Origin of the sequence: Actinomadura sp. BRA 177 (genome assembly GCF_013372625.1) — a bacterium.
Lineage (GTDB): Bacteria > Actinomycetota > Actinomycetes > Streptosporangiales > Streptosporangiaceae > Spirillospora.
Window position 1 is genome coordinate 1 of the sequence record NZ_JABXFD010000569.1, and the last position, 21,680, is coordinate 21,680.

Consider the following 21,680-nt stretch of genomic DNA (forward strand, 5'->3'; position numbering starts at 1 on the left):
TCCTCGGCCAGTTCGTCGAGCGCGCCCGGCCTGAGCGCGCGGAAGATCGTGTCGGGCATGGTGTCTCCAGTGGTCATCGGGCCGCCTCCTCGGCGACCTTGGCGGCGGGGGCGCGGCGGCCCGGGGCGGCGTCGAGGGCGCGGGCGAGGCGCTTGCGCGCCCGGTGCAGCCGGACGGCGAGCGCGGGCACCGAGCAGCCCATGACCTTCGCCGCCTGCCGGGGTTCAAGGCCGTGCCAGTTGACGAGCGCGAGGACTTCCAGGTCGCGCTCGGGCAGCGCGGCGATCGCCGCCAGTGCGGCCTCGCGTTCGATCACGTGCTCGGCGACGTCCCAGGCCGCGAGGTCGGCGGGCGTCGTCAGCGCCCGGATCCGCGCGGCGAGGACGTGGCCGCGGCGGCGCCGGTCGCGCTGCTTGTGCAGCAGGTTGCGGGCGACGCCGAGCAGCCACGGCAGCGCCGGGTCGCCGACGTCGTCCAGCCGCCGCCAGGCGATCAGGAACGTCTCGCCGGCGATGTCCTCGGCCGTGTGCGGTTCGGCATGGGTGAGCGCGTACGCCAGCACGCGCCGGTGGTTCTCGTCGTACAGGCGGGTGAACCGTGATTCGGGATCATCCACGAGTACCTCCCGTCGGGGTCGGTGTTCGTGACGTAATCCCGCGCGGGCGGTGCCGTTTACAGGTGCGGCCGGGGTTTCTCAGCGGAGGCGGGCGAGCCGCTCGACGGCCTCGTCGATGACCTCGTCCTTCTTGCAGAACGCGAACCGGACGAAGTGGGCGCCGGCCTCGGTGTGGTCATAGAACACCTGCGTCGGGATGGCGACGACGCCCGCCTTCTCCGGCAGGGCGCGGGCCAGCTCCATGCCGTCGGTGAACCCGAGCGGCCGGATGTCGGCCTGCACGAAGTACGTCCCCTGCGGCCGGTACGTGGTGAACCCGGCGGCCTCCAGCCCGGTGATGAGGCGGTCGCGCTTGGCCTGGAGCGACTTGCGCAGCTCCGCCACCCACGGGATCTCGTTGCGCAGCGCGTACGCGGCGGCCCGCTGGTAGGGGGCGCTGACCGCGTAGGTGAGGAACTGCTTCACGGTCTGGACGGCCCGGACGTACGGCGCGGGCGCGGTCACCCAGCCGGTCTTCCAGCCGGTGACGGAGAACGACTTGCCGGCGGACGACACCGACACCGTCCGCTCCCGCATCCCGTCGAGTGTGGCGAGGGGGATGTGCTCGGTGTCGTCGAAGGTGAGGTACTCGTACACCTCGTCGGTGATGGCGACCAGGTCGTGCTCTCGGCAGACGTCCGCGATGGTCTCCAGCTCGTCCCGCGTGAAGACGGTGCCCGCCGGATTGTGCGGCGAGTTGACCAGGATCGCGCGCGTGCGGGGCGACACGGCGGCACGCAACTCGTCGGGGTCGAACGTGAACCGCCCTTCCACCGGCCGCAGCATGACGGGCCTGCGCACGGCCCCGGCGAGCGCGATCACGGCCGCGTAGGAGTCGTAGTACGGCTCGAAGACGATGACCTCGTCGCCCGGCCCCGCCAGCGCGAGCACGGACGCCGCGATGCCTTCGGTGGCGCCGACCGTCACGTACACCTCGGTCGCGGGGTCGTACTCCAGCCCGTACCGCCCCAGCCGCTGCACCGCCACCGCCTCGCGCAGTTCCGGCAGCCCGGGGCCGGGCGGATACTGATTCGCTCCAGACCGAATCGCGTCCACCGCCGCATCCAGCACACCCGCGGGGCCCGGCTCGTCTGGAAAGCCTTGGCCCAGATTGATCGAGCCGGTCCGAACGGCGAGGGCCGACATCTCCGCGAAGATCGTTTCGCCGAATCCCTGCATGCGTCCGACCAGTGGCTCGCTCACGCCACAAGACTAAACGCCCACCATCCCCGCGTGCGCGGGCCGGTCGCGGAGTGCGGTCAGATCCAGCCCATGTCCTTCGCGGCGCGGGCGGCGGCGATGCGGGTGGGTTCGTCCAGTTTCGCCATGGCGGTGGACAGGTAGTTGCGGACGGTGCCCTCGGACAGGTGGAGGTGGGCGGCGATGCGGGCGGTCCCCGTGCCGGTGCCGATGAGGCGCAGGATCTCGCGTTCGCGTTCGGTGAGCGGATTGTCGCCGGCGGCCATCGCGCCGGCGGCGAGTTCGCCGTCCAGGTAGCGGCCGCCGCCGTGGATCTTGCGGATGGCGGCGGCGAGCTCCTGGGTCGGGGCGTCCTTGGCGACGAAGCCGCGGACGCCCGCGGCCATGGCGCGGCGCAGGTAGCCGGGGCGGCCGAAGCTGGTCAGCATGCACACCGCGCAGCGGGCGCCGGCGGCGCGCAGCTCCTCGGCGGCCGCGAGACCGTCCAGGCCCGGCATCTCGATGTCGAGGACGGCCACGTCCGGGTCGTGCCCGGCGACCGCGGCGGCGACCTCGTCGCCCCGGCCGACCTCGGCGACGACCTCCAGGTCGGCCTCAAGGCCGAGGAGCGCGGCGACGGCGCCGCGGATCAGGTGCTCGTCGTCGGCGAGCAGGACGCGGATCACGCGCTGCTCCCGGCGGGCTCGGGTGCGGCGTCCTCCACCGCGCCGGGGAGCGGGACGGCGGCGCGCAGCAGGAAGCCGTCGCGGCCGTGGCGTCCGGCGGTGACCTCCCCGCCGAGGACGGCGACCCGTTCGGTGAGCCCGGTGAGGCCCGAGCCGCCGGCGTCACCGCCGCCGCGGACCCCGTCGTTGCGCATCTCCAGCACCACGGAGCCACCGTAGACGGTGACCGCGATCGCGCAGCGCCGCGCCTCGCTGTGCTTGATCACGTTGGTGGCGCCCTCCCGGATCACCCAGGCGAGCACCGTGCGGACCTCCGGCGGCAGCGTCCCCGGCACCTCGCCGGCCTCGCAGCGGACCCCGGCGGCCTCCAGCACCGCCCGGACCCCGGCGAGCTCGGCGTCCAGCTCCACGGCGCGGTACCCGCTGACGGCGGCGCGGACCTCGCGGAGCGCCTCGCGGGCGGCCCGCTGGACGTCGGCCATCTCGGCGCCGGCGCGCTCGGGGTCGGTGCCCGCCATCCGGATCGCCAGCTCGCTCTTCACGGCGATCAGCGACAGGCTGTGGCCGAGCAGGTCGTGCAGGTCGCGGGAGAAGCGGAGCCGCTCCTCGGTGACGGCGAGCCGGGCGAGGGCGTCGCGGGCGGCGTGGGTCTCCCGGTGCATCTCCCACATGCGGCGCTGGTAGATGTTGACGAACGCGACGATCCCGCAGACCGCGGAGAAGACGGCGAACATCAGCGGGAAGGCCGCGTACCAGGGCAGGGTCCCGCTCGTGTCGAGGCGGTCCGCGCCGACCGTGGCGACGGCGGCGCAGTACGCGCCGGTGCCCGTGCACAGGGCGACGAGGCGTCCGCGGCCGAGCGGCGACAGCACCACGGCCGACAGCCAGAAGACCGGCACGACGGTGAACCAGGGGCTGACCAGCAGCATGAGGCTGAGCGCGGCGGTGACGGCGCCGCTGGCCACCATGTCGCGGCGGGACGCGCCGCCCTCCAGGCCCGTCCGGACGAGCCGCGCGTAGTACCAGGTGAGGACGGCGAGCCCGGCGATCACCGCGACGACGACGGGGACGCCGATCCCGCCGTCGGAGTAGGCGGCGCCCAGCCCGGCGAAGACCGGCGCGACGAAGCCCACGGCGGCGAACATGAACGAGCGGTAGGTGACCCGCCGGTACCGCTCCAGCCTGCGGGTGTCCTGTTCTTCGAGATCCGCCGTGGTGGCGACCGTCATGTCCGTTCCTCCTCTCGTCGCACTGTAATGCCGGGTTCAGGCGTGCCGGGGCTCCCAGCGGAACCAGCGGGCGGCGAGGACGCGGCCGACGACGCCCCAAAGGGCGAGGTGGAGGAACGGGCGCACGCAGGCGAGCCAGCCCGCGGCGATGCCGGTGGACGGGTGCGGGGCGCCGTGGTGGACGAAGTCCTGCCCGAAGTACCCGGTCCGGACGATCTCCACGACGGGGGTGAGCGGGACGAACCGGCACGCCTGCTGGAGCCAGCCGGGCAGTTCCTCCAGCGGGAACATCGCCCCGCTGCCGATCATGCAGCCGAACATGACGGGCAGCACGGTGAGCTGCGCCAGCTCCGCGCTCGGGGTGAGGCCGGAGACGGCGAACGCGAGCACCGCGAAGACGGCGACGCCGCCGGCCAGCCCGGCGAGGACCAGCACCGGGTCGGCGGGGAACCGGCCGCCCAGCGCAGCGCCGAGCAGGACCAGCAGCGCCAGCGCCTGGACGGCGTACATCGCGGCCGCGGTCAGCACGCTGCCGCCGATGATCTGCGCGTCCGACAGCGCGGTGCCGCGCATGCGCTTGAGCGTGCGGTCCTCGCGGCGGGCGGTGAAGACGCTGGTGAGGTGCATGAACACGGCGAAGACGATGAAGAAGCCGAGGTGGCCGGTGCCCTGCAGGAGGGCGCCGTCCACGCCCCCGAGGTCCTGCCCCTTCATCGGGACGATCATGGCCGCGAACAGGACCGGCAGGCCGACGACGGTGAACAGGGCGGTCCGGTTGCGCCAGAGGAGGGTGAGGTCGAGGCGGGCCACGCGCAGCACGGCGGAGAGGTTCATCGGGTCGCTCCTTCGGCGGCGGCGGTGCGGAGGAAGACGTCTTCGAGGGACGCGCTGCGCGCTTGCAGGCCGTCCAGCCGGACCCGTTCCTCGTCGGCCCAGCGCAGCAGCTCGTACAGGCCGGCCTGGAGCCCGGCGCCGTTGACGGTGTAGGACGCGACGGCCCGGCCGCCGTCCACGGAGATGTCGGCGCGGGTGCCGCGCAGCTCGGGCAGCTCGGTGACCTGGAGGTTCCCGGGCACCTGGAAGCTGATGCGGTCGCCGTGCCCGGCGACGACCTCGCCGACCGTCCCGGACGTCTCGATCCGGCCGCGGTGCAGGATCGCGAGGCGGTCGGCGAGGTGCTCGGCCTCCTCCAGGTAGTGGGTGGTCAGCAGGACGGTCGTGCCGCCCGCCACCACGTCCCGGACGGTCTTCCAGGTGGCGTGCCTGGCCTCCGGGTCCATGCCGCTCGTCGGCTCGTCCAGGAACAGGACCTCGGGGCGGCCGAGCAGCGCGAGCGCGAGGTCGAGGCGGCGCTTCTGCCCGCCCGACAGCTGCCGCACCCGCACCCCGGCCCGGTCGGCCAGCCCGGCGATGCCGACCGCCTCGTCGCGGCCGCGCGCCGCCGGGGTGAAGCCGCGCCAGTGGTCGACGGTCTCGGCGACGGTGAGGTCGGCGAAGAAGCCGCCGTCCTGCAGCATGATGCCCATCCGGGGACGGACCTTCCGGCGTTCCCGGTGCGGGTCGTGGCCGAGGACCCGGACCGTGCCCCCGTGGACGGCCCGGTGCCCCTCCAGCGTTTCGAGGGTGGTGGTCTTGCCGGCGCCGTTGGTGCCGAGGAGCGCGAACAGCTCCCCCGCCGCGACGTCGAACGAGATGCCGGCGACGGCCTCGAAGTCCCCGTACCGCTGGCGGAGGCCGTCGACGCGGATGGCTGGGTTTTCCATGCCTCCAGCCTGATGATCACGCGCGCCCGCCGGTAGAAGCGCGTGTCACCGGTTCCGGCGGCACCTGTCAGGCGATCGGCATGACAGATGTCATCCCGGCAGGACAGGCACCGCTTGACGCCGTGGCCCGACCCCGTCAGCCGGCGACGCTGATCACCTGGTGGATGCTGGACGAGTCGCCCGCGAGGTCGAGGAGAGCGGTCGCAAGGTCGTTGCGAGCCATGGACATGCCGCCGAGGACGTTGCGGTCGGCCGCCTTGCGGTAGCGGCCGTTGCCGGGGCCGTTCGTGAGCCGCGGCGGGCGGACGATCGTCCAGCGCAGGCCGGAGGCGCGGGTCAGGGCCTCGGCGGCGCGCATGTCGGTGAACGCGTGCTTGAGGAGCGGCTGCAGGATCAGCGGCTTGACGACGAACCGGGTGAACGGGTCGTCGCCCGGCCCCGCATGCAGGCCGGACGCGCTGACCAGGATGAACCGGTCGGCGCCGGCCGCGGTCATGGCGGTGGTGATGCTGCGCGTCCCGTCCGCGCAGACGCTCGTCGGCGCGCGGCCCTCGCGGGTGCCGAGGGCGGACAGGACGGCGTCGCGCCCCTTGACCGCCTCCTCGATCGCGGCCGGGTCCATGACGTCGGCCCGCACGACGTCGGCGCAGGCGCGCAGGTCGGACGGGAGGCCGGCCGGGTCGCGGACGACGGCGGTCACGTCGTGCCCGGCGTCCAGCGCCCGCCGGACGGTGCGGACGCCGGTCCCGCCGGTCGCCCCGAAGATGGTGAGCCTCATGCGAATCCCCCTGGGGTGAGTGAACACTAACCCCTAGCATGGGTTAGTGTTCACTCACCCGTCAAGGGGGCCTCATTGAGCGCGCGGGAACGGATCCTGGACGCCGCGGCGGACATCATGCGGCGGCACGGCGTCGCCCGCGCCACCACCAAGGAGATCGCGAAGGCGGCCGGGTACTCCGAGGCGCTGCTCTACAAGCACTTCCGCGACAAGGAGGAGCTGATGCTGAGCGTGCTGAAGGAGCGGATGCCGCCGTTCACCTCGATGGGCGTCCCGGGCGAGGAGACGGTGGAGGCCAACCTCGTCGCGGTCGTCCACGGCGGGCTGCGCTTCTACCGGCTGGCGTTCCCGATGATGGCGTCGATGGCCGCCCAGCCCCGGCTGATGAACGCGACCCGGGAGTCGCTGCGCAAGTACGGCGCGGGCCCGCAGGAACCGGTGCGCGCGCTGGCCCGCTACCTGGACGCCGAACGCGCCCTCGGCCGCGTCGCCGCCTCCGCGGACACGGCCGCGGTGGCGGCACTGCTGATGGGCGCCTGCTTCCAGCAGGGGTTCTTGCTGTACTTCGCGGAAGGCGAGGACGGCCCAGACCTTCCGGAGTCGTTCGCGCGCGAGTTGGTTCGTCCCGTCCTGGCCGAGCTGCTGACTTAGAGTTCGTCCAGCCGAGTCTTGACGACCTTGCCCATGGCGTTACGTGGGAGAGCATCAACCAGGTGGACGACGCGGGGGCGCTTGTGCACCGACAGGCGCTCGGCGACGAAGTCGATTAGCTGGGTTTCGGCTACGCCGTCTACGACGACGTAGGCGGTGACCTGCTCGCCGAGGTCGTCGTGCGGCGTGCCGATCACGGCGGCCTCGCTTACGGCCGGGTGGGCGAGCAGCGCGTTCTCGATCTCGCCGGCGCCGATCCGGTAGCCGCCGCTCTTGATCAGGTCGGTGGACGCGCGGCCGACGATGCGGTGCCAGCCGTCCGGTCCGATGGTGGCGATGTCACCGGTGCGGAACCAGCCGTCCCGGGCGAACGACTCGGCGGTCGCCTCGGGGCGGTTGAGGTACCCCTTGAACAGGAGCGGGGCGCGGACGTGCAGTTCGCCTGGCGTCTCCCCGTCGTGCGGGACGGGCGTGCCGTCCTCGGCTCTCAGTCTTGTCTCGACGCCGGGCAGCGGTGTGCCGACGTAGCCGGGGCGTCTGTCGCCGTCGGCGCGGGCGCTGAGCGTGATGAGGGTCTCGGTCATGCCGTAGCGCTCGACGGGGCGATGTCCGGTGAGTTCGGAGAGGCTCTCGAAGACGGGCACCGGGAGCGGTGCGCTGCCGGAGACGAGCAGCCTCGCGCTGCGGAGGGCTTGCGCGGTGTTTGGATCCGCCGCCGTCCGTGACCAGACCGTGGGGACGCCGAAGAAAAGGCTCCCGCCGTCGTTCTGCGCGGCCTGCGCATATAGCTCGGGCTTGGGGCGTCCGGTGTGGACGAGCGGCGACCCGGTTCGGAGGGCTCCGAGCACGCCGAGCACGAGGCCGTGCACATGGAAGAGGGGCAGTCCGTGGACGAGGACGTCGTCGGGCGTCCAAGCCCAGGCTTCGGCGAGTGCGTCCAGCCCGGCGGCGATGGCGCTGCGCGAGATGAGCACGCCCTTCGGTGCGCCCGTCGTGCCGCTCGTGTAGAGGATCAGCGCGGTCGCGTCGTCGGCTGGGTTCGTTCCGCCGCTGCCGTTGTGCGGCAGCGCGTCGATCGGGATGAGGGGCGGCTCGCCCTCGGCGGTCTTCGTGCCGCCGACGGCGAACAGCAGGTTCGCGCCCGAGTCGCCGAGGATGTGGGCGCGCTCGGCCGGGCCGGAGTCGGGCGGCAGCGGCACCACCGGGACGCCCGCGAGGACGCCGCCGACGACCGCCGCGACCGTTTCCAGGGACGCTGTCGCGTGCACGGCCACGGCCTCCGCGCCCGCGATCTCGGCGGCGACGGCGGACGCCCAGCCGAGCAGCTCGTCGCGTGGCAGTTCGCGGCCGGCGATCCGCACCGGGCCGCCGCTCTCGCCGAGCAGGTCCATCACTCGTCCCTCTCCTTCTCGTCCAGCCAGGCCCTTATCGCGTCGTTGTGCTCGCCGAGCAGCGGGGGCGCGGTGTGCTCGCGGGGCGGCGCGCCGTCGAAGCGGAGCGGGGGTCCCGGGAGCTCGATCGGGCCGAGCTGCGGATGGTCGACCTCGATGACGAGGCCCTGCGAGCGCGTCTGCTCCCACTCGTAGACCTCGTCGATCGACCGGATCGACCCGGCGGGGATTCCGGCCTCGTCCAGCCGTGCGAGCCAGTTGTCGCGGGTGTCCTCGGCGAGGACGCGCTCGATGTCGGCGGTCAATGCTGGACGCCGTGCGGCACGGTCGGGGATCGTCGCGTAGCGCGGGTCGTCGGGGTCGAGGCCGACGAGCGGCGCGAACCGGCGCCAGAGGTTCTGGTTGGCGACGCCGATCTGGATCTGGCCGTCCTTGCAGCGGAACGTTCCGTACGGTGCGATCGACGGGTGATCGTTGCCGACCGATTCCGGGACGTCGCGGGCGACGGTCCAGCGCGTCCCCTGGAACATGTGGGCGCCGACGACCGACGCGAGCAGCGAGGTGCGGACGACCGTCCCGCGGCCGGTGCGGCTCCGCTCGTACAGCGCGGCCAGGACCCCGGCGACGCCGTTGTGCGCCGCGAGGATGTCGGCTATGGACAGCCCGACCTTGCTCGGCGTGCCGGGCGGGCCGGTCACGCTCATGATCCCCGCCTCGCCCTGGACGATGGCGTCGTAGCCGGGGCGTCCGCCCTCCGGCCCGTCGTGCCCGAACCCCGTGATGGACAGCACGATCAGCGCCGGGTTCAGTTCGTGCAGCCGCTCCACCGGGAACCCGAGCCGGTCGAGGACGCCCGGCCGGAAGTTCTCCACGAGCACGTCGGCGTGCCGGACGAGGCGGTCGAGGGTGTGCTTGCCCTCGTCCGACTTCAGGTCGAGGGTGATCGACTCCTTGTTCCGGTTGATCGACAGGTAGTAGGTGCTGACCTGGTCGTCGCCGGCGAACGGCGGCCCCCAGCCGCGGGTCTCGTCCCCGCCGGGCTGCTCGACCTTGATCACCCTGGCGCCGAGGTCGGCGAGCGTCATCGTGGCCTGCGGTCCCGCGACCACGCGGCTGAGGTCGACGATCACGACGTCTTCGAGTGGTCCGGGCAAGGACGGTCCTCCTTCGGGGGTACGGCACCTGGAAGTATGCCGTCCGTGCCGGATTCCACCATGACCTACCCCGCGCTCGCCGCGCGCCTGCTCACGCTGCCGCCGTCGTGCGGGCCGGCGCGCCTGGTCGCGGTGGACGGCCCGAGCAGCGCGGGAAAGTCGACGTTCGCCGACCATTTGGCGGCCGTTCTGGTGGGGGCGCCGGTCATCCGCTCGGACGACTTCCATGTGCCGTGGGACGCCGACCCTCTGACCTGGTGGCGACCTCTTCGGGCGACGGTCCTTGACCCGCTCTGCGCCGGGCGGCCGGCCGTCCTGCGCCGCTACGACTGGCGGCACGACACCTACGGCCCCGCAGAGGAGATCCCGCCTCCGCCCGTCCTCATCGTCGAGGGCGTCGGTTCCGCCTGGGCCGGCTCACCGGCCGCCTACCGAATCTGGCTGGACGCCCCGTTCGAGTTGCGCCGCGCCCGAGCCCTGGACCGTGACGGGCTGCAATACGCGGACGCCTGGGAACACTGGGCCGACCTTGAATCGTCCCTCTTCGCCAAGGACGGCACCCAATCCCGCTGCGACCTCCACGTAGACGGCAGCGCCTTCACCCAGTACCGCTTCACGACCCGCTGAGCCGATCATCATGGCCCATTTGCGGGTATCGTCCTGCCGCTGCCGGGCTAACGGATACCTGGTGTTTTGTATTCGGCGTTCATGGCCGGGGTGTTCGACGTCCGGCGTCCGGCGTCCGGCGTCCGGGCGCCCGGCGTTCGGCGTTCGGCATTGACGTTCGGCGTTCAGCGTTTACGTTCGGCGTTCAGCGTTTACGTTCGGCGTTCAGCGTTTACGTTCGGCGTTGACGTTCGGGCTCGGCATTGACGTTCGGGCTCGGCGTTGATGTTCGGGCTCGGCGTTGATGTCCAGGGTTCGGGAGCCAGCGTTCAGTGTTCGACATTCGACTTCCGGTCGGGTTCGATGTTCGAGGAATTGTGGTGGGGGCGGCGCTGCGTACGGGGCCGCCCCTCCAAAGTCAAGGGCGCTTCGCGTCGCTTCGCGATGGCCTTCGGCCACCCTTGACTTTGGAGCCTCTGCGGCCCCTGAGTGCAGCTTTCGTCGGGCAGGCTCCGCCTGCCCTCTGCCCGACGCGCCGCCCCCACCCGTCCAAGAGGGGTCAATGGGAGCACTCCTGAGAGGACGATCAACAGGCATTGGCGAAATGCCCTAAAAGGGGGCTTCGCGATATTGGGTGGGCTGGATTGTCGGAGGCCGAAAGAATCATGGTCTGAATCTTTGGTGCTGGGGTTAATTGGGGCTCGGTCGAGTAGAATTGAGGTATGAGTTCGGTTGCAGTCGATCTTGATGGGGCGTCCACCATGGAATTGGTGAACGCCGCTTCTGCGATCGCTGCCGAGCTCGCCCGGCGTGCCGCGCCCGAATCGGCGGCGGCCTCCATGGAACTCGCCGAAACCCTCGGCGCCGCGACCGACATGAACGAAGCGGCCTTGACCGGCCTCATTGATGTGGTCGACCGCCACAAGGAAGCGCAGCGGTGGGGATTTCCCTCCACCAGGTCATGGTTGCGGTCCCGGCTGGGCATGCGCGAATCCCGCGCCAAAGAACGCCTGAACATGGCGCGCCAACGGCACCGCCTGACCCAGGTCACCACCCGCTGGACCGCCGGCGACCTTTCCCTCGGCTACGCCTCCACCATCGCCGACGCTGTCACCCGGCTCGACGACACCGACTGCCAGGCGGCGGAACAGATCCTGCTTGAGATGGTCGACCAGGACTTCTCCGCGGGGAAGGTCGCCTCCTTCGGCAAGCGGATTCGTGACGTGATCGCCGAGCGTAACGGCACCGAATGCCCCGACGCTGACTCGCGGCGAGGATATGAGCGGTCCTGGATCGACTCGACGCGTTCACTGGACGGCGGCCGCTACATCAAGGGCTGGCTGAACGCCGAAGACGCCGCCATCTGGGACGGCACACTCGGCCCGCTGGCCAAGCCCGCAGGCGCTGACGACCACCGCGACCTGTCCGAACGCACCGCCGCCGCACTCGGCTCCGTGCTGTCAGGCGGTCACCGCGCCACCAAGGTCACCGTCATCTGTGACCTCGACACCCTCACCGGTGGCCAGGCCCCCGCGCAACTCACCGACGGCACCCCGATCCCCGCCGAACAAGCCCGCCGCATCGCTCTCAACGCAGGCGTCTCACCTCTCCTGCTGGGACGCGGCCATACGCCCCTGTACTTCGGCCACCGGGTCCGGTTCGCCACTGGGCCGCAGCGCCAAGTCTTGGAGACCCTCTACTCGACGTGTGCGGTGCAGAGCTGCGAGGTCCCCGGGACGTTGTGCGAAGTCGACCATGTAGGCGGCTGGGCTCTCGGCCGCAGCCCCACCGACATCGACAAACTCTCCCTGTGTTGCGGATGGCACAACCGTTTCAAACACGCCAATCCGGAGCGGCTCCGCATTACGAGGGACGAAGGCGGCCGCTACTCCTACCGGCTGCACCCGCCCGGAGCCGGGCCGCCACGCACCGAACGTCCACCACCCCGGCTGCGCGCCGCCTGATAATCGGGGGCGCGGGCGGCCGCATGCGGTTTACGCTCGCAGCCATGACTGGTGCCGACTACGTCACGGTTAACAAGGCGCTTTGGGACGAACGAGTCTCGATCCACGTTGCCAGCGACTTCTATGACGTCGCCGGGTTCAAGGCCGGCGGTCAGGCCCTGCGGGACTTCGAGTTGGCCGAGGTCGGGGACGTCACCGGGCGGCGGCTCGTCCATCTGCAGTGCCATTTCGGTCTCGACACCCTGTCCTGGGCCCGGCGAGGTGCTCAGGTGACCGGGCTCGACTTTTCTGAGAAGGCCGTTGAGGCCGCCCGTGCGGTGGCGGACGAAATAGGGCTGCCTGCCCGCTTCGTCGCGGCCGACGTGTACGACGCGACAACGGTTCTCGGCGAGACTTACGACATCGTCTACACGGGTCTTGGTGCCCTGTGCTGGCTCCCCGACATCGACCGCTGGGCCGAGGTCGTCGTGTCACTGCTGCGTCCGGGCGGGTTCCTCTATCTTGCGGAGTTCCACCCCTTCGCCGACACCCTTGATGACGGTGAAGGCCGAACTGTCGCCTACGACTACTTCGCCGAAGGACCACAGGTCTGGGACGAGCCGGACGCGGGCAGTTACGCCGACCCGCAGGCATCTGTCCAGCACACCCGATCGATCGAGTTCGTCCACGGGCTGGGTGAGGTGGTCACGGCCCTGGCCGCGTCGGGCCTGCGTATCGACTTTCTGCACGAGCACGACTACACGCTCTGGCAGCGTTTCTCCGTCCTCGAACGGCAGGGCACCACTTACCGCCTCCCCGAAGGTCGCCCACGCGTTCCACTGATGTACTCCCTCCGCGCCACCAAGCCGCACGTCAGGTAGGGGCATCGACGGTGACCGCGCCGGTCTGCGGGCCGTGGACGCCTGTGGCGAGAAGACCCTCGTAGTCGTACTCCGGGTTCCGCCCCAGTTTGAGGTGGACGAGCCACACTGAGCCTCGCGCGCCGGGTGGTTCGTCCCTGAGCGCCTCTGCCAGGGCCTCCAGTGCGCGGCCTCGGTCGCCACTGACCCCGCACGCGCCGGCATGCGTCTCGCCGCTTTGTACGTCCCAGCTGTAGAGATCAACGGTCACGCACGGCCCTCCTGTCCCCTCGCTCCAGCGGCCGGAGATCCCCCCTCTGATCTCCGGCCGCCGGGCTGGCGCGCCCTTCCGGGGCGCCGGGAGCAGCCTGTACGGGGCACGCCGCGGAATCGCGAGTCCGAGCGTTTCGCCCGTCTCGCACCAAGACGGCCCTATCCCCCCGTCTTGGGACGGCCCGCCCCGTCCGGCCGGGACTCATCGTGGCGTTGCCGTCGTCGCGTGCGCATCGGTAGATGAACCGATGCGGGTACCGATTTACGAGCCGTTGACGAATACCGTAGCCGTCCGTGTCCCGTTGACTACACTCCAAGAGTCCCCCTGGTAGCCGGACTCACGGCGTAGCTGACTGGAGGCGGCCTTGTCGCTGACCGCGGCACTGGAACGGCAGACGGGAAGACTGCCCGCGGAGCTCACCAGCTTCATCGGCAGGAAGGCGGAGTTGGAGCAGGTCCGGCGCCTCGTCGACGGCCACCGGCTGGTCACGCTGACCGGGCCGGGCGGGGTCGGCAAGTCCAGGCTCGCGGTGCGCATCGCCGACCTGGCGCGGGACGCCTTCGACGACGGGGTGGTGTTCGTCGGCTTGTCGGGGCTGACGGAGCCGTCGCTGCTGGCGCAGACCATCTGCGACGCGGTCGGGGTGGCCGACCGGGGCGGCGAGTCCGCCACCGCGTGCCTGGCCGATCATCTCGCCGATCTGCGGCTGCTGCTCGTCCTCGACACCTGCGAGCACCTGGTCGACGGGTGCGCGATGCTGGCCGAGGCGCTGCTGCGGGCCGCCCCGGGGCTGCGCGTCCTGGCGACCAGCCGCCAGCCGCTCGACGTGGTGGGCGAGTACACCTTCCCGGTCGCACCGCTGGACCGGCCGGGGTCCGGTCGTCCGGACGGTGAGGAGTGCGACTCGGTCAGGTTGTTCGCCGAGCGCGCCGCCGCGACCGTCCAGGGGTGGACGCTCACCGGCGACGACCGCGACGTCGTCATCCGGCTGTGCGACCGTCTCGACGGGATTCCGCTGGCGATCGAGCTCGCCGCCGTCCAGTTGCGGACGTTCTCGCTCGACCAGATGCTGGGCCGCCTCGGCACCCGCCTGTTCCAGGTTCGCGGCAGGCGCACCGGCCTGCAGCGCCATCAGACGCTGCGCGCGACGGTCGACTGGAGCCATGAGCTGTGCTCGGCCGACGAGCGGCTGCTGTGGGCGCGGCTGTCGGTGTTCGCCACCGACTTCGACCTGGACGCCGCCGAGCAGGTCTGCTCCGGCGGCGGACTGGCCGCCGAGCAGATCGTCGAGGTGCTCACGGGCCTGCTGGAGAAGTCGATCGTCCAGCGCGCCGATCGTGGTGGCCGCGTCCGCTACCGGATGCTCGACACGCTGCGCGAATACGGTGCGGAGCGCCTTGCCGCGCTCGGCGCGGGCGAGGAGATCCGGCTTCCGGAGCGCTGCTTCGACTGGTACGCCGGGCTGCTGCGCCGCGCCCGGCTGGAGCTGTCCACCGCGGCGCAGGTCCGCTGGCTCGACTGGTTCGGGTGCGAGCGCGCCAACATCCGGGCGCTGCTCGGGCGGGTGCTGCCGGTGGCGGACGAGGAGACGATCCGGGAGGCGATGGGCGCCCTCGGCCGTTTCTGGGCGCTGAACGGCATTCTCGGCGAGAGCCGGCACTGGATGGACAGGCTGCTGGAGAGCCGCGACACGACCGGGCCGGGCTGGTCGGACTTCCTCACGATCGCCGCGCTGACGATGACACTCCAGAACAATCTGGACGTTTCGGGTGAACTGCTGGAGCGGGCGCTGGCACAGGCACGGGCGGAGGACGACCAGGACGGTGTCGCGGCCGCCCTGGCCGGTCAGGGCGTCGCGGCCCTGTTCGCCGGTGACTTCGATCGGTCGCTGCAACTCCTCGGCACGGCCGGGGAACTGTACGGCGAGACGGGTTATGACGACCTGTTCATCCTGCTCACCGAGGTTTTCCGGGGGCTGGCGCACCTGTTCAAGAACGATCTGCCCGCGGCCATTGCGCACGCGGGTCAGGCCGTCCGGACCGGTGAGGAGCGCGGCGAACTGTGGGCCCGCTCCTACGGCATGCTCGTGTGCGGGCTCGCGCTGTGGCTCGCCGGCGACCTCGACGAGTCGATGCTGCGGCTCCGCGAGGCGCTCCGGATCAAGCGCGACCTCGACGACGGGCTGGGCCTGACGCTGGGGTTGGAGGGCGTCGCCGGGTGCCTGTGCAGCCGTGGCGAGTTCGTGCGCGCGGCGATGCTCCTCGGGGCGTCCGACCGGATGCGCGAAACGACCCAGACCGCCTGGTTCGGCCCGCACCACACCGTCCTCCGCGACATCCACATCGACCAGGCGGTGAACGCCCTCGGACAGGAGCGCTACCGCGCGGCCTTCGAAGAGGGCCAGCGGCTGCCGCCGGCGCACGCGATCGATGACGCGCTCGGCGTGGCCGCTCTCGACGCGTCCGCGAGCGAACCGGCCGGCGACGCTCATCCGCTGACCGAACGCGAACTGCAGGTCGCGGCCCTGGTCGCCGAAGGCCTGTCCAACCGCGACATCGCCGAGCGGCTCACGATCGCCAAACGGACCGCCGACTCGCACATCGAGCACATCCTCACCAAGCTCGGGTACTCGTCCCGCGCCCAGATCGCCGCCTGGATCACCGCCCAGGACGTCCCGCCTCCGTGAGCGCCGAGACGTCACGGACGCCGCGCAGCGGGGAGAAGAAGACCCACAGGAATGCCGCCCACAGCCCGGCGACCGATATCCACAGGGTCTGCCGGATGCCGATCGCGTTTCCCAGCACGCCGCCGACGAGGCCGCCGAGGGGCAGCGCGCCCCAGATCAGCCAGCGGATGGACGCGTTCATCCGGGTCAGCAGTTCCGGTGGGCAGATCGACTGGCGATAGCTGCGCTGCGTCACGCTGTAGACGACGATCGCGAACATCGACCCGAACCACCCCACGGCGGCGAGCACGGCCGCCGGCCCCGGCTGCGCGGCCGGGACGAGGAATCCGGCCGCGCCGGCGACCAGCGGGACGAGCCAGATGACGCGCGCCGTGCCCAGCCACCGCCCCAGCAGCACCGCGACCGCCCCGCCCACCACACCGCCGAGACCGCCCAGGGAGATCAGCAGCCCCGCCCGCGAAGCGGACACGTCCAGCACCCGCAGCAGAAAGATCATTTCGAGGGGGACGGCGATGGAGACGAAGAGGTTCGCCGTGGCCGAGCACGCCGTCGTCTTCCGCAGGACGGGATGGCGGAGGACGAACCGCATCCCCTCCGCGATCTCCGCACGCATCCGGGGACCGGCCGGCGCGGTCTTCGGCTCCGGCATGCCGATCAGCGCCAGGCACACCGCCGACACGGCGAACGAGACCGCATCGGCGGCGACCGCCTGCGCCGCCCCCACGAGCCCGGTCAACCCCGAGCCCGCGCTCGGCCCGACGGCCTGCGCAGCGGCCTGGCTCGCCCCGATCCTGCTGTTGCCCGCGAGCAGCTGATCGCGTTCCAGCAGGACGGGCACATAGCCGTGGTAGGCCACCTCGAAGAACACCATCAGCAGGCCGTTCAGCGCCGCGGCGGCATACAACTGGGCGATGGAGAGCGAGCCCAGCAGCGCCGCGCCCGGAATGGACACGGTGACCAACGCCCGCCCGACGCTGCACCAGAGCATCACCGGCCGCTTGGCCACCCGTTCGATGACCGCACCCGCGGGCAGCGTGACGACCAGAAAGGGAATCCGCCCGACCGCGTACAGGACGCCCATCTCCAAAGGCGACGCGTCCAGCACCGTGACCGCCGCGATCGGTATCGCCACAAGGCTGACCATGGACCCGATCTCGCTGACGGACTGCCCAGCCCACAGCAGCATGAAGTCCCGGTGCCCCCACAGACTGCCGTGCGCGGCCGCGGCCCGCCGCCCCTACAGGGTCTTCTTCTCCCTCATCACTCACGATCCAGCCGTGTCGCCGAGGCCGCCCAGCAAACGCGATCGCACCTTCCCGGACGTCACGCCCGGCTCCTTCGACCTCATCGAACGGCGCGCCACCCGCCTGCCGGACGCCGTCACACGTCCGGCCCTGGAACGACTGAGCACGCCCACCGACCACTACCGGTCACGGCCCAAGACCGGCCGCGCCATCGGGTATGCCGGTGACGAGGGACAGCACACTCAGCGAACGACGATCTTCGGCCGGTATCCCGCCCGCACCTACAGCACCGCCTCGTCCGTGGCCTACGCCCTGAAGGCAGGCATCCGAGAGTGGTCGCAGTCTCGCTGCTAAGCCGTCTCGGACCATTACGCCGGGACGCCTGTCAGTCGCCGTTGCGTATGCGGTGGCTCCAGTCCACTATCTCCGAGGACGACTTCTCGTAGCCGTCTCGCGCGATGCGCCGGAGTCGCGCCGCAGTGTTGTGAGCTGCAGAGTGAGACCGCGCGGACGGCGGAGTCGCTTCGAGGGCTCCGGCCAACAGGCATAGGTCCGCGCCACTCAGGGGCCGGCAGTCATCCGTCCTCAGCACATACCGGACTCGTTTCCCGGTCTGGGCGTCCCGCACCGACAACGCGTAGAAACCCTTGTCTCCGCGGGCGGTGATGTTGGAGCCGAGCCGGACCCTGCCGACTGCTGCGAGGTCACAGCTCGACACCCTCCCCCGGCGCTGGACGGTCAGCACGGTTCCGGCCAAGTGGGCTTCCACGATGAGCTGGTCACGCCATCGCGCGTAGAGGTAGGCCACAAAGAGCGCGAACATCGCCCAGACCAGCAGCACGTCAGGCTGCAAGCCGATCGTGCCGCCCACACTCGCCACGAACAAGACAGTCGGGAGTACCGGCAGCAGGACGTCGTTCCAGGCGCAGGCGCAACGTTCGACTACCGGACCACTGCCTTGGCCGAGGCGGCGCGCGAGCTCCTCCGGCACAAGATCACCTACTCCGCCGTCATGGAGGACCGAAGGAGCAACCGCGACCGTCCCGAGAGTCCCCGCGCAGCCACGTCCATGGCTACCGCTGTTTGAGCCGACCGAGCAACACCGCGAACCCGGACACGGTCAAGGCGAGGTACCCCCGACCCGGGTCCTTGAAGTCACGCACCCCGACCCCGCCACCCTGCTCAAGTCGCCCCAGTTCAACGCACACGTCGTCATTTGCCGTGCCACTGTAAGAACTCTTGCGCCACTGGACAGGCATGACTACCTCTCCCGCTTGACCCGCTCGACCAGGCTGGCGAACTGAGCAACGCTCAGAGTCAGATGCCCTCCGCCCGGGTCCTTGGAGTCACGCACCCCGACCCCGCCACCCGGCGCAAGACGTCCCAGTTCAACGCACACGTCGTCGTTTGCGGAGCCGCTGTAAGAACTCTTGCGCCACTGGATGGTCATCTGTACATCTCCAAGTATCACTTGATCAGCTCTCGCGAGGCGTCCTGGGAATCCGCCTTTGCGCCGATACGGTCGAAACTATCAACAAAGTCCTTGATCTCGTCGGGCATCTCGATCAAGCGCCCGCCGCCGTGGGCACCCGCGTAGGCGATGTCTCGGTCGTGTAGGCCAACGAGCTGGAAAAACCCTTCCGAACCGTGGTGCTCCCCCGCCGAGAAGGGGACGATCCGCAGGATCACGTTCCACTGATCAGCCATTTCGAGGAGGTGCTCAAGCTGCGGCCTCATGACCTTCGCTCCACCGACCCGGCGCGCCAGGACGGCCTCATCCAGGAGCGCCCAGATGTACGGCGGATCGTCCCGTTCCAAAACGGCCCGCTTTCGTGCGATCCGTCCGGCTAGGACTGCTTCGCGGTCCTTCGCCGTGCTCAGACGTCCGTAGGACGCGGTGTAGTCGTCGGTCTGGAGGAGCAGCGGAATGATCTGACCGTGGAAGAACTTGATTTCGGCCGCCTGCCGCTCGTGCTGGCTGTACTGCTTGAACCAGTTCGGGTCGTGTGCCATCCGGGCGTACCAGAGCAGCAGCTCGAACAGTCCGCCGGTCTCGAACTTGACGTCGAGCCGCCTGGCGTAGTCGACCTGGAGCTTCGCGCGTCCGGCTTCGATATTCGAAACACTTGATCGCGCCATGCCAATGATCTTGCCCCACTGGGCGAGTGACAGCCCCTCTTTCTCTCGCACGAAGCGCAGGTAGTACGCGAGGAAGTGCCACATAGAGATCTTGGGGTCGAGCGGGTCCCTGACGATCACCATCGCTCCCATGTTTTCGGATCTCGTTGATACAGGCAAAGTTAGAACATCCCGGTGATCCTTGTCGCAGGAAGTCGGAGAACGAGGCGAGGGCGGGACGATGGCGGCGACGGCGGGCGGGGACTTGGTCATCCCCCTTATGGGTACGGCGGCCTCGGTGGGGCTTGCGCGCACTCTTGTGGACGCGCGTATCCGCAAATGGGACTATTTCCACATTCTCGACAGCACGCTTCTCATCGTGTCGGAGCTCGTCACGAACGCGGCGCGGCAGACGCCGCGGGAGGAGATCCGGCTGCAGGTCAGCCGGGATGCGCACGGGATCATCGTCGCCGTCTGGGACGGCGCCTGCGAACTTCCCCGCGCCAAGCCGATGCGCGAGATCACCCTTGCGGACCTCGACCTGTCCGAGGATGCGTTCGACGACAACGGCGGGTGGGGGCTGCACATCGTGCAGGCCCTGTCCGACAAGTGTGGTGTCACCGCGGATCCGGCCGGCGGGAAATGGGTCTGGTGCCGGATCGTGCCATAAAGGATCACGCCGGAATGCGGTAGATGTCCGCTGCGTCGATTTTCGACGGGTTGCCTTCGGGTGTTCGCTCGGGTGATGCTGGTCCACGACCCCGCCGCGATGAGAGCGTGGTAGGGGCATGAACGTGATCAGCACGGCCGGGGTGCCGGCTGGAGAAAGATTCGCCTTCTGGCGTGAGGTGAGTTCGAGGCTCTGGGTTCCTTGCGATCTGCGTTGCGAACCGCATTGGGAAGGCAGATTCCAGGCGCGAGTCTGTGTCATTGAACTCGGTCCTGTGCAGGCGTCGCTGATGACCGCCACGCCTTACTCGATCGAGCGGACGTCCAGGCTCATCGGCCAGGCCGATCCCGGGGTCTTCAAGCTGGGCTGTACCGTGCACGGGCGCGGCATGGTGGCGCAGGACGGGCGGTGTGCGGAGTTCGGGCCCGGGGACCTTGTGCTGTCCGACACCTCGCGTCCCTATGTGGCGGAATTCGCGCCCGACATCCCGGGTGGCCAGGTGCTGGTGCTGCGCTTCCCGCGCTGCTTGCTGCCCTTTCCGGATCGGGACCTGCGGCGCCTGACCGCTGTCCGCCTCCGTGGCGACCGGGGCATCGGCGCGCTGGCGTCGCAGTTTCTGCTGCACATGGCCCGGCATATGCACGAACTCGGGCCGCCGGACGCCGCGCGGCTGTCCACCGTCACGCTCGACGTGCTGACCGCGGCGCTCGGGGCGGTATTGGACGCCGAGAGCGCCGTGCCGTCCCACACGGGACGGCGTGCGCTGACGGTGCAGATCTTCGCCTTCATCCGGCAGAACTTGGGTGATCCGAAGTTGACCCCGGACGTGATCGCCGCGGCTCACCACATTTCCCTGCGCTACCTGCACAAGCTGTTTCAGGAGGAGGGGCATACCGTCGCGGGCTGGGTCCGCGAGCGGCGTCTAGAGCGGTGTCGGCGCGACCTCGCCGACCCTCGGCTCGCCGACCGTCCCATCAATGCGATCGCGGCCCGGTGGGGTTTCTCCAGTGCCGCACATTTCAGCCAGGCGTTCCGCGGCGCCTACGGCCTCTCGCCGCGCCAGTTCCGCCGGCAGTGCGCGGAGGCTAAAGGCGTGTGCGTTCCGTAGTAACGACAGGTCAGGTGGCCGTCCTGCACGCTCTGGAGCGAAGGCCGATGGACGCGAGCCCGAACGCTCCCCGCCACGAACGAGGACCTCGCGGCCGCACACAGAAGGGTGTATCTCAGATGGCGCGAAGAAGACTGCGGAAGGGTCTCGGGCTGGTGATCGCCATGGCGGTCCTGCTCGCCGGGGGCGCCGGCACCGCCTACGCCGCCGATCCCGGGGGCAGCGCCGTGCGGGCCGACGGGACGCGGGTCACGTCCGCGGCGCCGCAGCCGGGGACGGCGCGGGACAGCGGCAACGACGGGGCCTGGGTCGTCGGCGTCGGGTACTGCGGCGACATCCACGTGAAGGGCGACTGCTGGACGTGGATCAACACGTCCCACGGCACTCCGTGTCCGTCCGGCCACTTCTGCATCTACACCAACACGCTGGCCGCGCAGGGCGGCAAGGTGTTCTCGTTCTTCCACTGCCGCAACGGCGGCTCGGACTGGGCGCTGCGGGGCTGGAACGGCACCGGGCTCTACGACAACTCCAACACGGGCGGGGCACACGCCTACCTGAAGGGCTCCGGCCACAACGTCCTGCGGAACATCGCTCCCGGCGGCTCCGGCCCGTACGACTTCGTGCCCGTCTACTACGTCCAGGCCTGCTGAGGGAGGCCGGCCACTCCCCTGCGTCCCGCCGCCCC

General features: G+C 70.4%; 24 protein-coding genes. 9 read left to right on the forward strand and 15 right to left on the reverse strand.

Annotated elements, in window-relative coordinates:
* Positions 1-73 precede the first annotated feature (73 nt).
* The 7 genes from HUX53_RS32300 to HUX53_RS32330 form a co-directional block, all read right to left on the reverse strand.
* The gene (locus HUX53_RS32300; protein WP_176406999.1) at positions 74-616 is read right to left on the reverse strand and encodes an RNA polymerase sigma factor; all 543 of its coding nucleotides are present in this window, start codon (positions 614-616) and stop codon (positions 74-76) included.
* Positions 617-694: 78 nt separating this feature from the next.
* Positions 695-1,858 (reverse strand): pyridoxal phosphate-dependent aminotransferase, encoded by a 1,164-nt coding sequence (locus HUX53_RS32305; RefSeq protein WP_176407000.1) that lies wholly within the window; start codon positions 1,856-1,858, stop codon positions 695-697.
* Between the two features lie 56 nt (positions 1,859-1,914).
* Positions 1,915-2,520 carry a response regulator gene (locus HUX53_RS32310; protein ID WP_176407001.1) on the reverse strand — a complete coding sequence of 202 codons (606 nt, stop codon included), beginning with the start codon at positions 2,518-2,520 and terminating at the stop codon, positions 1,915-1,917.
* Entirely contained in the window at positions 2,517-3,749 is a 1,233-nt protein-coding gene (locus HUX53_RS32315) for a sensor histidine kinase (RefSeq protein ID WP_255205857.1), read from the reverse strand. The genes HUX53_RS32310 and HUX53_RS32315 overlap by 4 nt, the downstream gene beginning before the upstream one ends.
* A gap of 36 nt (positions 3,750-3,785) precedes the next feature.
* Complete coding sequence (locus HUX53_RS32320) at positions 3,786-4,583, reverse strand: ABC transporter permease (RefSeq protein WP_176407002.1); 798 nt, start codon at positions 4,581-4,583, stop codon at positions 3,786-3,788.
* A complete protein-coding gene (locus HUX53_RS32325) occupies positions 4,580-5,512 on the reverse strand; it encodes an ABC transporter ATP-binding protein (protein WP_176407003.1) in 933 nt (310 codons plus the stop codon). Before HUX53_RS32325 ends, HUX53_RS32320 begins: the two co-directional genes overlap by 4 nt.
* A gap of 136 nt (positions 5,513-5,648) precedes the next feature.
* A complete protein-coding gene (locus HUX53_RS32330; protein WP_176407004.1) occupies positions 5,649-6,290 on the reverse strand; it encodes an NAD(P)-dependent oxidoreductase in 642 nt (213 codons plus the stop codon).
* Between the two features lie 75 nt (positions 6,291-6,365).
* On the opposite strand from HUX53_RS32330, the gene HUX53_RS32335 reads away from it, so the two are divergent.
* Complete coding sequence (locus HUX53_RS32335; RefSeq protein ID WP_176407005.1) at positions 6,366-6,941, forward strand: TetR/AcrR family transcriptional regulator; 576 nt, start codon at positions 6,366-6,368, stop codon at positions 6,939-6,941.
* Here the strand turns inward: HUX53_RS32335 and HUX53_RS32340 are convergent.
* Together HUX53_RS32340 and HUX53_RS32345 are read right to left on the reverse strand one after the other, a co-directional pair.
* Positions 6,938-8,332, reverse strand: a complete 1,395-nt coding sequence (locus HUX53_RS32340) for an acyl-CoA synthetase (protein WP_176407006.1) — start codon at positions 8,330-8,332, stop codon at positions 6,938-6,940. The genes HUX53_RS32335 and HUX53_RS32340 overlap by 4 nt on opposite strands.
* Positions 8,332-9,486: a CaiB/BaiF CoA-transferase family protein gene (locus tag HUX53_RS32345; RefSeq protein ID WP_176407007.1), complete on the reverse strand. Its 1,155-nt coding sequence runs from the start codon at positions 9,484-9,486 to the stop codon at positions 8,332-8,334. The genes HUX53_RS32340 and HUX53_RS32345 overlap by 1 nt, the downstream gene beginning before the upstream one ends.
* Before the next feature lie 36 nt (positions 9,487-9,522).
* On the opposite strand from HUX53_RS32345, the gene HUX53_RS32350 reads away from it, so the two are divergent.
* The 3 genes from HUX53_RS32350 to HUX53_RS32360 all read left to right on the forward strand — a co-directional run bounded on the left by HUX53_RS32350 (position 9,523) and on the right by HUX53_RS32360 (position 12,916).
* Positions 9,523-10,113, forward strand: coding sequence for a uridine kinase (locus HUX53_RS32350; protein ID WP_176407008.1), 591 nt, complete (start codon positions 9,523-9,525; stop codon positions 10,111-10,113).
* 701 nt (positions 10,114-10,814) lie between these two features.
* A complete protein-coding gene (locus HUX53_RS32355) occupies positions 10,815-12,056 on the forward strand; it encodes an HNH endonuclease signature motif containing protein (protein WP_176407009.1) in 1,242 nt (413 codons plus the stop codon).
* A gap of 44 nt (positions 12,057-12,100) precedes the next feature.
* Entirely contained in the window at positions 12,101-12,916 is an 816-nt protein-coding gene (locus tag HUX53_RS32360; RefSeq protein WP_176407010.1) for a bifunctional 2-polyprenyl-6-hydroxyphenol methylase/3-demethylubiquinol 3-O-methyltransferase UbiG, read from the forward strand.
* On the opposite strand, the gene HUX53_RS32365 is transcribed toward HUX53_RS32360, so the two are convergent.
* Positions 12,909-13,166 carry a hypothetical protein gene (locus HUX53_RS32365; RefSeq protein WP_176407011.1) on the reverse strand — a complete coding sequence of 86 codons (258 nt, stop codon included), beginning with the start codon at positions 13,164-13,166 and terminating at the stop codon, positions 12,909-12,911. The genes HUX53_RS32360 and HUX53_RS32365 overlap by 8 nt on opposite strands.
* A 367-nt stretch (positions 13,167-13,533) precedes the next feature.
* Here HUX53_RS32365 and HUX53_RS32370 point away from each other — a divergent pair, with 367 nt between their 5' ends.
* Positions 13,534-15,855 (forward strand): LuxR C-terminal-related transcriptional regulator, encoded by a 2,322-nt coding sequence (locus HUX53_RS32370; RefSeq protein WP_176407012.1) that lies wholly within the window; start codon positions 13,534-13,536, stop codon positions 15,853-15,855.
* Here HUX53_RS32370 and HUX53_RS32375 read toward each other — a convergent pair.
* Entirely contained in the window at positions 15,827-17,041 is a 1,215-nt protein-coding gene (locus tag HUX53_RS32375; RefSeq protein ID WP_176407013.1) for an MFS transporter, read from the reverse strand. The two genes, HUX53_RS32370 and HUX53_RS32375, sit on opposite strands and share 29 nt — an antisense overlap.
* 91 nt (positions 17,042-17,132) lie before the next feature.
* On the opposite strand from HUX53_RS32375, the gene HUX53_RS32380 reads away from it, so the two are divergent.
* The gene (locus tag HUX53_RS32380) at positions 17,133-17,453 is read left to right on the forward strand and encodes a hypothetical protein (RefSeq protein ID WP_176407014.1); all 321 of its coding nucleotides are present in this window, start codon (positions 17,133-17,135) and stop codon (positions 17,451-17,453) included.
* Between the two features lie 31 nt (positions 17,454-17,484).
* Here the strand turns inward: HUX53_RS32380 and HUX53_RS32385 are convergent, their stop codons facing one another.
* The 4 genes from HUX53_RS32385 to HUX53_RS32400 form a co-directional block, all read right to left on the reverse strand.
* Complete coding sequence (locus tag HUX53_RS32385) at positions 17,485-18,090, reverse strand: hypothetical protein (protein WP_176407015.1); 606 nt, start codon at positions 18,088-18,090, stop codon at positions 17,485-17,487.
* Positions 18,091-18,172: 82 nt separating this feature from the next.
* The gene (locus HUX53_RS32390) at positions 18,173-18,358 is read right to left on the reverse strand and encodes a DUF397 domain-containing protein (protein ID WP_176407016.1); all 186 of its coding nucleotides are present in this window, start codon (positions 18,356-18,358) and stop codon (positions 18,173-18,175) included.
* Between the two features lie 2 nt (positions 18,359-18,360).
* Positions 18,361-18,549 (reverse strand): DUF397 domain-containing protein, encoded by a 189-nt coding sequence (locus HUX53_RS32395; RefSeq protein ID WP_176407017.1) that lies wholly within the window; start codon positions 18,547-18,549, stop codon positions 18,361-18,363.
* A gap of 17 nt (positions 18,550-18,566) precedes the next feature.
* The gene (locus HUX53_RS32400) at positions 18,567-19,361 is read right to left on the reverse strand and encodes a helix-turn-helix transcriptional regulator (protein ID WP_176407018.1); all 795 of its coding nucleotides are present in this window, start codon (positions 19,359-19,361) and stop codon (positions 18,567-18,569) included.
* A gap of 97 nt (positions 19,362-19,458) precedes the next feature.
* On the opposite strand from HUX53_RS32400, the gene HUX53_RS32405 reads away from it, so the two are divergent.
* The 3 genes from HUX53_RS32405 to HUX53_RS32415 all read left to right on the forward strand — a co-directional run bounded on the left by HUX53_RS32405 (position 19,459) and on the right by HUX53_RS32415 (position 21,645).
* On the forward strand, positions 19,459-19,887 hold the full coding sequence (locus tag HUX53_RS32405) for an ATP-binding protein (RefSeq protein WP_176407019.1): 429 nt from the start codon (positions 19,459-19,461) through the stop codon (positions 19,885-19,887).
* 118 nt (positions 19,888-20,005) lie between these two features.
* The gene (locus HUX53_RS32410; protein ID WP_176407020.1) at positions 20,006-20,995 is read left to right on the forward strand and encodes a helix-turn-helix domain-containing protein; all 990 of its coding nucleotides are present in this window, start codon (positions 20,006-20,008) and stop codon (positions 20,993-20,995) included.
* A 119-nt stretch (positions 20,996-21,114) separates the two neighbouring features.
* The gene (locus HUX53_RS32415; RefSeq protein ID WP_176407021.1) at positions 21,115-21,645 is read left to right on the forward strand and encodes a hypothetical protein; all 531 of its coding nucleotides are present in this window, start codon (positions 21,115-21,117) and stop codon (positions 21,643-21,645) included.
* The last annotated feature ends 35 nt before the right edge of the window (positions 21,646-21,680 follow it).

What these genes read in the sequence shown, in the direction of transcription:
- HUX53_RS32330 (WP_176407004.1), bottom strand. Translation starts at nt 6,290, where the DNA reads ATGAGGCTCACCATCTTCGGGGCGACCGGCGGGACCGGCGTCCGCACC.
- HUX53_RS32320 (WP_176407002.1), bottom strand. Translation starts at nt 4,583, where the DNA reads ATGAACCTCTCCGCCGTGCTGCGCGTGGCCCGCCTCGACCTCACCCTC.
- HUX53_RS32340 (WP_176407006.1), bottom strand. Translation starts at nt 8,332, where the DNA reads ATGGACCTGCTCGGCGAGAGCGGCGGCCCGGTGCGGATCGCCGGCCGC.
- HUX53_RS32400 (WP_176407018.1), bottom strand. Translation starts at nt 19,361, where the DNA reads ATGGTGATCGTCAGGGACCCGCTCGACCCCAAGATCTCTATGTGGCAC.
- HUX53_RS32325 (WP_176407003.1), bottom strand. Translation starts at nt 5,512, where the DNA reads ATGGAAAACCCAGCCATCCGCGTCGACGGCCTCCGCCAGCGGTACGGG.
- HUX53_RS32395 (WP_176407017.1), bottom strand. Translation starts at nt 18,549, where the DNA reads ATGACCATCCAGTGGCGCAAGAGTTCTTACAGCGGCTCCGCAAACGAC.
- HUX53_RS32415 (WP_176407021.1), top strand. Translation starts at nt 21,115, where the DNA reads ATGGCGCGAAGAAGACTGCGGAAGGGTCTCGGGCTGGTGATCGCCATG.
- HUX53_RS32375 (WP_176407013.1), bottom strand. Translation starts at nt 17,041, where the DNA reads ATGCTGCTGTGGGCTGGGCAGTCCGTCAGCGAGATCGGGTCCATGGTC.
- HUX53_RS32360 (WP_176407010.1), top strand. Translation starts at nt 12,101, where the DNA reads ATGACTGGTGCCGACTACGTCACGGTTAACAAGGCGCTTTGGGACGAA.
- HUX53_RS32355 (WP_176407009.1), top strand. Translation starts at nt 10,815, where the DNA reads ATGAGTTCGGTTGCAGTCGATCTTGATGGGGCGTCCACCATGGAATTG.
- HUX53_RS32390 (WP_176407016.1), bottom strand. Translation starts at nt 18,358, where the DNA reads ATGCCTGTCCAGTGGCGCAAGAGTTCTTACAGTGGCACGGCAAATGAC.
- HUX53_RS32410 (WP_176407020.1), top strand. Translation starts at nt 20,006, where the DNA reads ATGAACGTGATCAGCACGGCCGGGGTGCCGGCTGGAGAAAGATTCGCC.
- HUX53_RS32315 (WP_255205857.1), bottom strand. Translation starts at nt 3,749, where the DNA reads ATGACGGTCGCCACCACGGCGGATCTCGAAGAACAGGACACCCGCAGG.
- HUX53_RS32405 (WP_176407019.1), top strand. Translation starts at nt 19,459, where the DNA reads ATGGCGGCGACGGCGGGCGGGGACTTGGTCATCCCCCTTATGGGTACG.
- HUX53_RS32350 (WP_176407008.1), top strand. Translation starts at nt 9,523, where the DNA reads ATGCCGTCCGTGCCGGATTCCACCATGACCTACCCCGCGCTCGCCGCG.